The organism is Faecalibacter bovis, assembly GCF_017948305.1.
Classification (GTDB): Bacteria; Bacteroidota; Bacteroidia; order Flavobacteriales; family Weeksellaceae; genus Empedobacter; species Empedobacter bovis.
On sequence record NZ_CP072842.1, the window covers coordinates 100,222 to 112,386 of the forward strand.

Sequence of the window (12,165 nt, forward strand, 5' to 3'; positions counted from 1 at the left end):
TTGAAATTTTTTTAAGGCGTTTTTTATTTTACTATATTGTAAATAAAACTTTATATGAAATCATTAATTATAAAATTATTAATATCTGCATTAGTATTATTACTTGGAGATTTTTTAATGGACAGTGTCACGATTAGTCCTTACTATTACGCAATTATTTTAGCTGTAATTTTAGGCGTATTAAATAGTTTTGCTAAACCAATTTTGAAGATTCTAGCTTTTCCATTAACTATCCTAACATTAGGTTTATTCTCCTTCGTAATTTCTGCTTGTATCATTTTATTAGCTGACGGATTAATGGGAACACATTTTGAAACTACTGGATTTTGGTCAGCATTAGGATTTAGTTTATTAATCAGTATTTTGAATACAATTGTTGATATGTTAATGCCTGATAGAGAATAAAATCAATATAGATTTGGCAGAATATTTGATATTGAAAAATTATAAAACCTATTTATTATGAATTTCATTATCAATTTATTAATCTCTGCATTAGTAGTTTTTGGATTAGCCAATTTAATGCCAGGCGTATCTATCAATGGTTATGGTACTGCAATCATCGTAGCTCTTATTATTGGACTTTTAAACGCCTTTGTAAGGCCAATTTTATCCATTTTAAGTTTACCAATTACCATACTTACATTAGGACTTTTTTCATTTGTAATAACAGCAGTTATTATTTTAATAGCAAGTGCAATTATGGGCGATAGTTTTCATGTAGACGGATTCTGGTACGCACTCTTATTTGGTGTTGTTTTAGGAATTGTAAATTCAATTATCGGATCATTTGTTACAAACGATTAAAAATTATAAATAAAAAAGCCTGAACAATTTGTTCAGGCTTTTTTATTTATATATTAACTATTAAATCCAATCTTTTGGATGCATTAGTACATCTACTAATTTCGCTTCTGGAGAACCAGCTTCTGGATGATGATTATAATGCCATTGTACATGTTTAGGCAAACTCATCAAAATTGACTCGATACGACCATTCGTTTTTAATCCGAAAATTGTACCTCTATCATGAATTAAATTAAACTCAACATAACGTCCTCTACGGATTTCTTGCCATTGCTTTTGAGTTTCAGAATATTCATCTTTGATATGTTTTTCAACAATTGGAACATAAGCTTCTAAGAAAGAATTTCCAACTTCTGTTACAAAATCATACCAATTCTCAATAGGCATTTCTTCCGTTGGCTTTAGGTAATCGAAAAATAAACCACCTACACCTCTTGCTTCTTCTCTATGGGTATTCCAAAAATATTTATCACATTCGTGCTTATATTTTGCATAAAAAGCTTCGTTATGTTTATCGCAACTATTTTTACAAACCGAATGCCAATGGATTACATCTTCTTCTACCAAGTAATATGGTGTTAAATCTTGTCCACCACCAAACCATTGATCTACTACATTACCTTCGGCATCGTACATTTCAAAATATCTCCAATTTGCATGAGTTGTAGGAATATGTGGATTTTTTGGATGGATTACTAAACTTAAACCACAAGCAAAAAATTGTCCCGAAGAAACGTTTAATGCTTTTTGCATTGTTTCCGGAAGCTCACCATAAACTTTAGAAATATTTACACCACCTTTTTCAAAAACAGCACCATCGTCTAGTACACAAGTTAAACCGCCGCCGCCACCATCTCGAGTCCATTCGTCTTTCAAAAATTTGGCTTTCCCATCTACTGCTTCAAGCTCAGCAATAATTCTTTGCTGAAGATCTTGTATATATTGAAAAAATTGATCTTTCATTTAAACCTTTTTGCAAATATAGGAATCAATCTACAATTGTAATATTGAATTTTATGATGATGTGATAAGAATATAAAACTAATAATTTATGATTTTAAAAGGAATATCAAATATCAATAAAATTGGTTCTCCTTCTTTCGATTTGGCAGGTATGATCGTTTTATTTTTCTTTTTTAAATTCATTACATAATTATAAAAAGACTGTGTAATTAGTATTTTTTCTGCTTCCGTACCTATAATTTCAAGATTTTGATATTCGCCTTCTTTATTAATCTCGTACTTTATCCTTGCATTCACATGCACATTTTCTATAGTTAAATTATTCTCCCTTAAAACCTTCTTAACCTCAATAGTAAATAAATAATTAAATTTATTTGCATAACAATCAATTAATTTCTTTTTGTCTTTTGATTCATATTTTTCACATCCAGGAAAAATAATAAACTTTGGAGATTCTTGTCCAAAAACAGATTTAGTACTTAATAAAACAAATACTATAAGTAAAGTTATAAATTTCATACATCAAACATAGTTAAAATTAGAACCTTAACATTATTTATAATTTCTATTTCATGTAAATTATTAATATATTAAATCTATTTTATTAAACAATTCAATTTTCTTAAAAATCGTATTCAAAACAACTAAAAATCAGTAATTTATTAGATTTAATTTATTCTTAATTTCAATTTTAACACGTTAACAATACTTAACACAAAAAGTTATCAACAAAATTATTCACATTTAAAATGTTTCTATAAATTTGCAGAACATTTAATACAATATAAAACATATATAATGTCACAAACTGGAATACCATCAGTTAATCTTGCAGACTTCTTATCAGAAGATCCAGCTAGAAAACAAAAATTTGTCAACGAAATTGGAAAAGCATATGAAGAAATTGGATTCGTTGCTTTAAAAGGACATTTTTTATCTGAAGATTTAATAGAAAATTTATATTCAAGCGTTCGCGATTTTTACGCTTTACCTACTGAAACAAAACAAAGCTATATTGTTGAAGGTATTGGTGGACAACGCGGATATACTGCATTTGGAAACGAACATGCAAAAGGAAGTAAAGTTGGTGATTTAAAAGAATTTTGGCACTTTGGACAATATGTAGCTGAAGAAGACAAAGCAAAATACAACTACCCTGAAAATGTTGAAGTTAAAGAAGTTCCTACTTTTAACGAATTCGGAAAAGAAACTTACAAACAATTAGAAAAAACTGGAGTTTACGTTTTACGCGCTTTAGCAATTTTCTTAGGTTTAGATGAATTCTATTTTGATGACAAAATTGCGAATGGAAATTCTATTTTAAGAGCTATTCACTATCCTCCAATTACAGAAGAACCAAAAGAAGGTGCTGTACGTGCTGGTGCTCATGGTGACATTAACTTAATTACATTATTAATGGGAGCGCAAGGTCGTGGGTTACAAGTACAAAAACACGATGGAACTTGGGTTGATGCAATTGCAGAAGAAGATGAATTAGTAATTAATGTTGGTGATATGTTATCACGTCACACAAATAACAGATTAAAATCTACAATTCACCGTGTGGTTAATCCAGATCGTGAATTCTGGGGATCTTCTCGTTATTCTATTCCTTTCTTTATGCACCCAGTTTCTGAAATGGATTTATCTGTTTTAGAAAATTGTGTGACTGAGGAAAATCCAAAACAATTTGAAGATATTACAGCTGGAGAATTCTTAACACAACGTTTAAGAGAAATCGGTTTAATTAAATAATATCTAAAGACTATTTAATCTTTATATAAAAAAAAGGAATTCATTTACTGAGTTCCTTTTTTTATTACATACCTCGTACGTACATATTGTAATTAAAAATATCTAAACACAACAAGGTGTATTTATAATCATTTTTATTGATATTAACTTCCAAAATTGGATCTGAATTATAAAATCTAACTTTTAAATTTTCATTTTTATCTAAGGTTAAATAAATTTCAGAAATTATAGGTCGAATCTCTTTCATCCAATTCGTAATTAATTCTGCTGAATCTTTTATGGCTTGAAAATTATTGAATTTTTCTTCAAAAAATGTTTCCATTCGTTGAATCTGAGTTAAACGATCTAACTCACGATACAAGTCTATAAACACGCATAAATTATCCCTTTTTGGGCAAAGACACGGAAATGGATGTTCTCCATTATACAGCCATTTAGCCCATTTTTTACAAGAAGTTTGGTCTATTGCTTGCTTAAATTCTTCTTCATACTTCAACAACCACCAGTTCATTCGGCAAATTCTTAAATTTCCTTTTGCAAGTTGTTTTAGTTCTTCAATGTAATTTTGTACATCAATCATAAAACATTAATTACGAGTGATATAAATTTACATAAGAATTTTGAATTTTTAGAAATTAATCATTTTAAAAGAGTCGATTTTGAAATCTTTATTTATCGTGAAGTTATAAAAATAGTAACGTGTCATTTCGATTCCATCTTCATAAAAAACGTTTTTTACCGGAATTGTAACAGTTGAAAATTGAGGTTTATCCTTTAGCAATAAATACTGAAAAGTATTATGAATAACATTATACCAATGATCCAATGGTGCGTAAATTCCATAAAAATCTACATAATTTTGGTCTTTATGTTCTTTATAAACTTTGCTTAAACTGAATTGATCAATTAAAATTTTATCCACACATTTCCCAAAATTTAACACCTTACAAAACTCCTGATCATTTATATATTCAGGATCCGAAAGTTTAACTCCATAAGTTGTCATTTCTACTTCGTCAAATTTATTTACCGTAGCATCTATGTAAATTTTTTTCAAATTATACGATGTGCGTTGCTCTTTTATATCATTAATAATAATATCGTAAACAGCTTTTCGTACATGATTTGGATGTATTTCTTGCCCTTGTAATATGGTTAAGGATAATATAAAAAGAAGTCCGAAATTTATTTTAATGTACATTTTTGAATATTTATAATAAAATTGATACCTAAAGTGGCGAAAAATACAGCTGATTAACTTATAATAACGCATAAGATATTATAATAAAAAGTTAAATTTAGAATTTAATTAATTAAAAACTTTTATTCTTACAATTTATTGAAAAACGGATATAACACAAGATTACAATTAATTACAAATAAATTTGAATTTGATATAAATTTTTATTATTTCTTAATATAAAAATAGATATAAGTTTTATTGTATCAAGCCATATTTTTTTAGACATTTGCTATACAAATAAATTTATTCATAGATAGTAATTATTGAGGTGTTCGCAAGAGATAATGAGATTGATTAATGAAGTTGAATTAATCTCGAACCCTTATTACTTTTTAGAGTTTTTTATAGTAGTTTAGGTTGGTTAGTAATCCGTTCTTTTGGAACGGATTATTTTTTTTATATACCATCTACAAATCTAATCAACAAATCACGAACTTTTTCTGCATAAGACAAATCTAAATTTTCGTAACTGTCATATATATTATGATAATTCCCTTTACCTCCTAACGTATATATAAAAAAAGATGGAACGCCTTTTTTATCAAACGGACAATGATCAGAATTACAAGATTCTCCCCTAATTTTTACTTGCTTTAAATATTTGTTCTCCGAATTAATACGAACTAAATCATCAAATTCTTTTTTAAATTTTGAACCATTTACCACTTGTATTCCTTCTTCCCCAGCTCCCATAATATCTAAATTCACTAAAAATTTGATTTCATTTAATGGAAAAAGTGGTGAATCAACATATTTAAACGACCCTACGATTCCGGCTTCTTCTGCACCAAATAGCATAAAAACGGTTCTATATTTTGGTTTATTTTTAGAATAATGTTTTGCTAATTCCAACACCATTGCAGTACCACTCGCATTGTCACTTGCCCCTGGAAAAATAGATTTATTTACCCTTCCTAAATGATCGTAATGCCCCGTAATTACGACAACCGAATCATTATTTATTCCATCTATATACCCAACAACGTTATTAAATTTAAATTTTGGATTAAATTCACTTTTAATTTCGTATTCGTTTATTTTTAAATTTTTATAATAATATTTTTCCTTTATAATAAACTCACTTACACCAGCTTGTCTTTGACTAAGACTACTTAACAATGAATCTTTCGTAAAACGAAATATTGCTCTGTATTTATTATTATCACTTTCATAGATATTTGCCCATTGTTTATAATAAGTATTGATTGAATCTACTGTAGTATGTAAAACTGGTAAAATAACATGTTTGTCTTTCTGATGTTGCGTATCATTTATGATAAATTGCTTTATTTTCTCTTTCGATTCAAAAGATTTTATATAATCATCAATAGGAAAATGATAGTAATTTATATTCTCAGCAGTAGAAATTGATTTAGAACCTGGTTTTACAATATAATCTTTACCATAAACTAATTTCTTACCATTAATAGTTAATTTTGTTTGATGAATAATATTTATCGGAAATTCAAATTCTTGCAAATAACTCCCATTAAAAGATTTTAATCCATTCTTATTAAATTCTTTGGCTAAATAATCAGACGCTTTCTCCATTCCATTATAAGTATAACCGCGACCTGACAAATTTTTAGAAGTCAATTTCTTTAAAACTTGGTTATAATATTTTGGTTGGCCATAAGCCGATACTAAGAATAATAAAAGTATACAAGAAAATACAGATCTCATCTTTTTCATTTTGGTTTTAAATTTACAACAATTAGATAATTACGATTTATTCAATTAATTGCTTTTTTTATTGAATAATATTTATCAAAACTAACTGAAAATTAAATAATCATTCTGAATAAATTTTTTATTTTTTTCTATATTGCACTAAGTAAAACGAAATCACAAAATAAAAAAATGAAAGAAGTTGTTATTGTCTCTGCTGTACGTACAGCAATGGGATCTTTTTTAGGAAGCTTATCTTCTATTCCTGCTACTGACTTAGGTGCTACTGCAATTAAAGGTGCATTAAATAAAATCAATTTAGACCCAGCTTTAGTAGATGAGGTTTACATGGGTAACGTATTACAAGCTGGCGAAGGTCAAGCTCCTGCTAAACAAGCTATGATTAAAGCTGGAATTCCAAATATAGTTCCTGCAACTACAGTTAATAAAGTATGTGCTTCAGGTATGAAAGCTGTTATGTTAGCTACTCAAGCAATCCGTTTAGGTGATGCTGATGTTGTGGTTGCTGGAGGAATGGAAAACATGTCATTAGTGCCATTTTATTCTCCAAATGCTCGTTCAGGAAATAAATACGGTAACACTGTATTATTAGACGGAATTGTTGCTGATGGTTTACAAGATGCTTACAGCAAAGAAATGATGGGTACTTGTGGAGATGCGACAGCTGCAAAATACAATGTAACTCGCGAACAACAAGATGAATTCGCTATAAATTCATACAAAAAATCAGCGGCAGCTTGGGATGCTGGTAAATTTGACAATGAAATTGTTCCTGTAGAAATCCCTCAACGTAAAGGTGAGCCGGTTATCTTCAAACAAGATGAAGAATACAAAAATGTAAATTTTGATAAAGTTCCAGGTTTACGTGCTGTTTTTTCTAAAGACGGAACTGTAACTGCTGCAAATGCTTCTACAATTAACGACGGAGCTTCAGCATTAGTTTTAATGTCTTTAGATAAAGCAAATGAATTAGGATTAAAACCATTGGCAAAAATCACTGCTTATGCTGATGCAGCTCACGAACCTGAATGGTTTACAACTGCTCCTGCAAAAGCTGTAGAAAAAGTTTTATCTAAAGCTAATCTAGACAAATCTGCGATTGATTTTTGGGAATTTAACGAAGCTTTTTCTGTTGTAGGAATTGTTAATACACAGTTATTAGAATTAAATCCTGACAAAGTTAATGTCAATGGTGGTGCAGTATCATTAGGTCATCCATTAGGAAATTCTGGATCTCGTATTTTAGTTACTTTGTTAAATGTTTTAGAACAAAACGGAGGAAAATACGGTGGTGCAGCAATCTGTAATGGTGGCGGTGGTGCATCCGCTATGATTATCGAAAAATTATAAGCTAAATAACTCATAATAAAATAGAGACTAAAATTTAGTCTCTATTATCATTTTGAGACAATTTATAATTTTAAAACTACAAAAACAAACAAATATATCTATCAAAGGTTAAAATCCTTTTATATATTTGTTGCTCCAATTAAAAACGCATTATGGAATATTTAGATTTTGAACAACCAATCCAAGAACTAGAAGATCAGTTAAAAAGCTGTCAAGTTCTAGGAGACGGGAACGCTGTTAATATTAAACAAGCGTGTGTTGAAATTGAAATTGCAATTGAAAACAAAAAGAAGGAAATCTATGGTAATTTAACACCATGGCAACGTGTACAATTATCTCGTCACCCTTCTCGCCCATACACATTAGACTACGCTTACGCGATTACAGACAATACTTTCGTAGAAATTCATGGTGATCGTACTTTCGGTGATGATAAAGCGATGGTAGGTGGAATGGGAAAAATCAATGGTCAAACTTTTATGATCATTGGTCAACAAAAAGGAAAAAATACAAAAGAACGTCAATATCGTCGTTTCGGAATGTCAAATCCAGAAGGTTATCGTAAAGCTTTACGTTTAATGAAATTGGCTGAAAAATTCAACATTCCAGTTTTAACTTTGATTGACACTCCTGGTGCATATCCTGGTTTAGAAGCTGAAGAACGTGGACAAGGTGAAGCTATCGCTAAAAACATCTACGAAATGTTAAAACTTACTGTTCCTATTATTTCAGTTGTAATTGGTGAAGGTGCATCTGGTGGAGCATTAGGAATTGGTGTAGGAAACAAAGTTTTCATGATGGAAAACACTTGGTATTCTGTTATCTCTCCAGAAAACTGTTCTACAATTTTATGGAGAACTTGGGAATACAAACAACAAGCTGCTTCTCAAATGAAATTAACTGGTCCAGATATGTTAGAATTAGGTTTAATCGAAGATTTAATCAAAGAACCACTTGGTGGAGCACATTACAAACCAGAAGTTGCTTACAATAACTTAAAAGAAAAAGTTTTAGAAACTTACAAAGAACTAAATAAATTATCTAAAACAGAGTTACAAAGACAACGTCAAGAAAGATTCATCAAATTCGGAGAATTTTCAGGATAATTTTTTATAAAAAATCAAATTAAAACGAGATATTTATACCTATAGATATCTCGTTTTTTTTATGTAATTTTGCCATCTTATGGAACAAGCAAATAGTTTTCAAAACACAAACTCAATGCCTAAAAAAATGGTAAACTTAGAGCGTGGAAAAATTCCACCTCAGGCCGTAGATTTAGAGCAAGCTGTTCTTGGTGCAATGATGATTGATAATAAAGGTTTGGATGAAGTAATCGACATCTTGACACCTCAATTTTTCTATCGTCCTGAACACCAAGCAATATATGCCGTGATTCAAAGATTATTCAACGAATCGCAGCCTATTGATTTGTTAACAGTTGCAAATGAACTTAAGAAAGAAGGTAAATTGGATATGATTGGTGGTGATTATTACCTGATCCAATTAACTCAACGTGTTTCTTCAGCTGCACACGTCGAATATTACGCGCGTGTGATCCAAGAAAAATTTATTTTAAGACGATTAATTGAAATTTCTACTGAAGTTATAGATAAGTCTTACGATGATTCTGCTGACGTTTTTGATCTTTTAGATTTTTCTGAAAGTAAATTATTCGAAATTACAGAAGGTGGAATCAAAAAAAGTTACGCAAGCGCCAATTCTTTAGTAAAAGAAGCAGTTGAAAAAATTGCTGAAATGTCAAAAAAAGAAGGGATGTCTGGTTTAACTTCTGGTTTTACAGAGATTGACAAAATTACTTCTGGTTGGCAAGAATCAGATTTAATTATCCTTGCAGCGCGTCCTGGTATGGGTAAAACTGCCTTTATCTTATCGATGGCGAAAAACATGACTGTGGATCATAATATTCCGGTTGCAGTTTTTTCATTAGAGATGTCATCTGTTCAGTTAATTACTCGTATGATTTCTGGGGAAACAGGTATTTCTGGGGAAAAATTACGTAAAGCTAAATTAGCTGACCACGAATGGAAACAATTATATTCGAGAGTGAAAGGTTTAGAAAATGCGCCTTTGTATATTGATGATACTCCAGCCCTTTCTATTTTCGACTTACGTGCAAAAGCTCGTCGTTTAGTTTCACAACACGGAGTAAAAATGATTCTTATTGACTACTTACAGTTAATGACTGCTGGTGGAAAAGCAAACGGTAACCGTGAGCAAGAAATTTCCATGATTTCGCGTTCCTTAAAAGCAATTGCAAAAGAATTAAACATTCCTGTTATTGCACTATCTCAGTTATCTCGATCAGTTGAAACTCGTGGAGGAAGTAAACGTCCTTTATTATCAGATTTACGTGAATCTGGAGCGATTGAGCAAGATGCCGATATCGTTTCGTTTATTTATCGTCCTGAATATTATAAGTTAGAATTTTGGGATGATGATAATGTACCTTGTGCTGGTCAAGCAGAATTTATCATTGCTAAACACCGTAATGGTGCGCTAGAAAACGTTCGTCTTCGATTCATTAACGAACAAGCTAAATTTACGGATTTGGAACCTTCTTATGGTAACGATTTTGAAATTCAAAGTTCTATGAACGACGGTCAAATCGTTTCTAAAATGAATAATGGTGGTGATAGCGATTTTGAATTTAATAGTTCAATTAATTTACCAACAAGTAATCCATTAGATTCATTCGGAGATATTGGAAGTTTCTCAAGTTCGATGAACGATGACGATTCTTTACCTTTCTAAAAAAACTATTATAAACTTTATATAAAGGGATTTAGTTGCTACTAATCCCTTTTTTCTACAGATTAATTTTGAAAATTATATTGTATTTATTGATACTATATCATATTTCATTATTAATATTTATGCTGATTTCTTTTGCATAAGTAGAATAAATATCACATTTGTAGAACATATTAATTCATAGAATTATGGCAAGTTCAATTAGAACATTAAACCCTGCTACAGGTAAAATAGAAAAAGAATTTCAACCCTATACAACAGATCAAATAAATGCAGCAATACAATCTGCAGATGATTTATATAAAACTTGGCGATTTGAATCATTCGAAAATCGTAAAAAAATCGTTAAAGCTGCTGCAGCTGAAATGCGTGCACAAAAAGAATATTTAGCCAAATTGATTACCACAGAAATGGGTAAACCATTACGCGAAAGTCGTATTGAAATCGATTATAGTGCAAATATTTTGGATTATTACGCTGATCATGCAGAAGAATTTTTAAAGCCAGAAACATTAACAACAGAAAAAGGTGATGCCCTTGTGTTTTCTGAACCTATCGGAGCACTTTTAGGTGTAATGCCTTGGAATTTCCCTTTTTCGCAAATTGCTCGATTTGCTGCTCCAAATATCATGGCAGGAAATACAATTCTTTTAAAAACGGCTTCTTATATCCCACAATGCGGTGAAGCTTTTGAGGCTATTTTCACAAAAGTTGGTGCTCCAAAAGGTTTATATACAAACCTTTTGATTAGCGGAAAAGAAACTTCTAAATTAGTTAAAGACGATAGAATTAAAGGTGTTTCCTTAACTGGATCGGAAAGTGCAGGATCTAGTATTGCAAAAATTGCTGGAGAACAAATTAAAAAATCTGTATTAGAATTAGGTGGAACTGACCCGATGATCATTTTAAACGATGCTGATTTAGAAAAAGTGATGTTAGGTACAATTAATGGTCGTTTACGAAATGCCGGTCAAGCCTGTACTTCATCGAAACGAATCATTGTTCAGGAAGAGATATACGATGCGTATTTAACAAAATTAAAGGCATACGTTGAAAATATGAAAGTTGGAAATCCATTGGAAGATGATACTGATATGGGACCTGTTAGTTCAGCTTCAGCTTTAGAAACTTTATTGGATCAAGTTAATAAATCTATTGAAAATGGTGCTGAATTAATCACTGGTGGAAAACAAATAGAATCAGATGGATCGTTTATGGAACCTACTATTTTAGCGAATTTAAAACCAGGAATGAAAGCTTATGACGAAGAAGTTTTTGGACCAGTTGTTTGCTTAATAAAAGTAAAAACGGTTGACGAAGCATTAACTATCGCTAATGATACGATGTATGGTTTAGGAGCCTCGATTTATACCGAAAATATAAATCTTGCCCACGAAATGGCTCGTAAAATTGACAGCGGAATGGTTTATATAAACAAACAAGTTTCTTCTAGCCCAGAATTACCATTCGGTGGAACAAAACGTTCGGGTTACGGAAGAGAATTATCTAAAGCTGGTATTTTAGAATTTTTGAATCGAAAATTAATTTTGACTTCGGTTTAATTTTAATCAAATATAAAAAAA

Annotated in this window: 12 protein-coding genes; 7 read left to right on the top strand and 5 right to left on the bottom strand. The window is 30.4% G+C overall.

The features are described from left to right. The first annotated feature begins 54 nt into the window (after window positions 1–54). Both J9309_RS00460 and J9309_RS00465 read left to right on the top strand, forming a co-directional pair. A complete protein-coding gene (locus J9309_RS00460; protein WP_230476503.1) occupies window positions 55–405 on the top strand; it encodes a phage holin family protein in 351 nt (116 codons plus the stop codon). 57 nt (window positions 406–462) lie between these two features. Then, complete coding sequence (locus J9309_RS00465; protein WP_230476504.1) at window positions 463–807, top strand: phage holin family protein; 345 nt, start codon at window positions 463–465, stop codon at window positions 805–807. Window positions 808–867: 60 nt separating this feature from the next. Here J9309_RS00465 and hemF read toward each other — a convergent pair whose 3' ends face one another. Both hemF and J9309_RS00475 read right to left on the bottom strand, forming a co-directional pair. Next, complete coding sequence (hemF, locus tag J9309_RS00470) at window positions 868–1,770, bottom strand: oxygen-dependent coproporphyrinogen oxidase (RefSeq protein ID WP_230476505.1); 903 nt, start codon at window positions 1,768–1,770, stop codon at window positions 868–870. Window positions 1,771–1,848: 78 nt separating this feature from the next. Further along, a complete protein-coding gene (locus J9309_RS00475; protein ID WP_230476506.1) occupies window positions 1,849–2,289 on the bottom strand; it encodes a hypothetical protein in 441 nt (146 codons plus the stop codon). A gap of 279 nt (window positions 2,290–2,568) precedes the next feature. On the opposite strand from J9309_RS00475, the gene J9309_RS00480 reads away from it, so the two are divergent. Further along, a complete protein-coding gene (locus J9309_RS00480; RefSeq protein ID WP_230476507.1) occupies window positions 2,569–3,525 on the top strand; it encodes an isopenicillin N synthase family dioxygenase in 957 nt (318 codons plus the stop codon). Window positions 3,526–3,589: 64 nt separating this feature from the next. Here J9309_RS00480 and J9309_RS00485 read toward each other — a convergent pair whose 3' ends face one another. The 3 genes from J9309_RS00485 to J9309_RS00495 form a co-directional block, all read right to left on the bottom strand. Next, on the bottom strand, window positions 3,590–4,105 hold the full coding sequence (locus J9309_RS00485) for a hypothetical protein (protein WP_230476508.1): 516 nt from the start codon (window positions 4,103–4,105) through the stop codon (window positions 3,590–3,592). 48 nt (window positions 4,106–4,153) lie between these two features. Then, the gene (locus J9309_RS00490; protein WP_230476509.1) at window positions 4,154–4,726 is read right to left on the bottom strand and encodes a hypothetical protein; all 573 of its coding nucleotides are present in this window, start codon (window positions 4,724–4,726) and stop codon (window positions 4,154–4,156) included. A 438-nt stretch (window positions 4,727–5,164) separates the two neighbouring features. Continuing rightward, window positions 5,165–6,460 (bottom strand): M28 family metallopeptidase, encoded by a 1,296-nt coding sequence (locus J9309_RS00495; protein WP_230476510.1) that lies wholly within the window; start codon window positions 6,458–6,460, stop codon window positions 5,165–5,167. Window positions 6,461–6,628: 168 nt separating this feature from the next. On the opposite strand from J9309_RS00495, the gene J9309_RS00500 reads away from it, so the two are divergent. The 4 genes from J9309_RS00500 (at window position 6,629) to J9309_RS00515 (ending at window position 12,144) form a co-directional block, all read left to right on the top strand. Next, window positions 6,629–7,807, top strand: a complete 1,179-nt coding sequence (locus tag J9309_RS00500) for a thiolase family protein (RefSeq protein ID WP_230476511.1) — start codon at window positions 6,629–6,631, stop codon at window positions 7,805–7,807. A 152-nt stretch (window positions 7,808–7,959) separates the two neighbouring features. Then, complete coding sequence (locus tag J9309_RS00505; protein ID WP_230476512.1) at window positions 7,960–8,913, top strand: acetyl-CoA carboxylase carboxyltransferase subunit alpha; 954 nt, start codon at window positions 7,960–7,962, stop codon at window positions 8,911–8,913. A gap of 79 nt (window positions 8,914–8,992) precedes the next feature. Continuing rightward, the gene (dnaB, locus tag J9309_RS00510) at window positions 8,993–10,582 is read left to right on the top strand and encodes a replicative DNA helicase (protein ID WP_230476513.1); all 1,590 of its coding nucleotides are present in this window, start codon (window positions 8,993–8,995) and stop codon (window positions 10,580–10,582) included. A gap of 188 nt (window positions 10,583–10,770) precedes the next feature. Then, a complete protein-coding gene (locus tag J9309_RS00515) occupies window positions 10,771–12,144 on the top strand; it encodes an NAD-dependent succinate-semialdehyde dehydrogenase (RefSeq protein ID WP_230476514.1) in 1,374 nt (457 codons plus the stop codon). Window positions 12,145–12,165 lie beyond the last annotated feature (21 nt).

Coding starts and splice junctions, on each gene's coding strand:
- J9309_RS00495 (WP_230476510.1), bottom strand. CDS start 6,460: ATGAAAAAGATGAGATCTGTATTTTCTTGTATACTTTTATTATTCTTA.
- J9309_RS00460 (WP_230476503.1), top strand. CDS start 55: ATGAAATCATTAATTATAAAATTATTAATATCTGCATTAGTATTATTA.
- J9309_RS00475 (WP_230476506.1), bottom strand. CDS start 2,289: ATGAAATTTATAACTTTACTTATAGTATTTGTTTTATTAAGTACTAAA.
- J9309_RS00515 (WP_230476514.1), top strand. CDS start 10,771: ATGGCAAGTTCAATTAGAACATTAAACCCTGCTACAGGTAAAATAGAA.
- hemF (WP_230476505.1), bottom strand. CDS start 1,770: ATGAAAGATCAATTTTTTCAATATATACAAGATCTTCAGCAAAGAATT.
- J9309_RS00500 (WP_230476511.1), top strand. CDS start 6,629: ATGAAAGAAGTTGTTATTGTCTCTGCTGTACGTACAGCAATGGGATCT.
- dnaB (WP_230476513.1), top strand. CDS start 8,993: ATGGAACAAGCAAATAGTTTTCAAAACACAAACTCAATGCCTAAAAAA.
- J9309_RS00465 (WP_230476504.1), top strand. CDS start 463: ATGAATTTCATTATCAATTTATTAATCTCTGCATTAGTAGTTTTTGGA.
- J9309_RS00485 (WP_230476508.1), bottom strand. CDS start 4,105: ATGATTGATGTACAAAATTACATTGAAGAACTAAAACAACTTGCAAAA.
- J9309_RS00490 (WP_230476509.1), bottom strand. CDS start 4,726: ATGTACATTAAAATAAATTTCGGACTTCTTTTTATATTATCCTTAACC.
- J9309_RS00505 (WP_230476512.1), top strand. CDS start 7,960: ATGGAATATTTAGATTTTGAACAACCAATCCAAGAACTAGAAGATCAG.
- J9309_RS00480 (WP_230476507.1), top strand. CDS start 2,569: ATGTCACAAACTGGAATACCATCAGTTAATCTTGCAGACTTCTTATCA.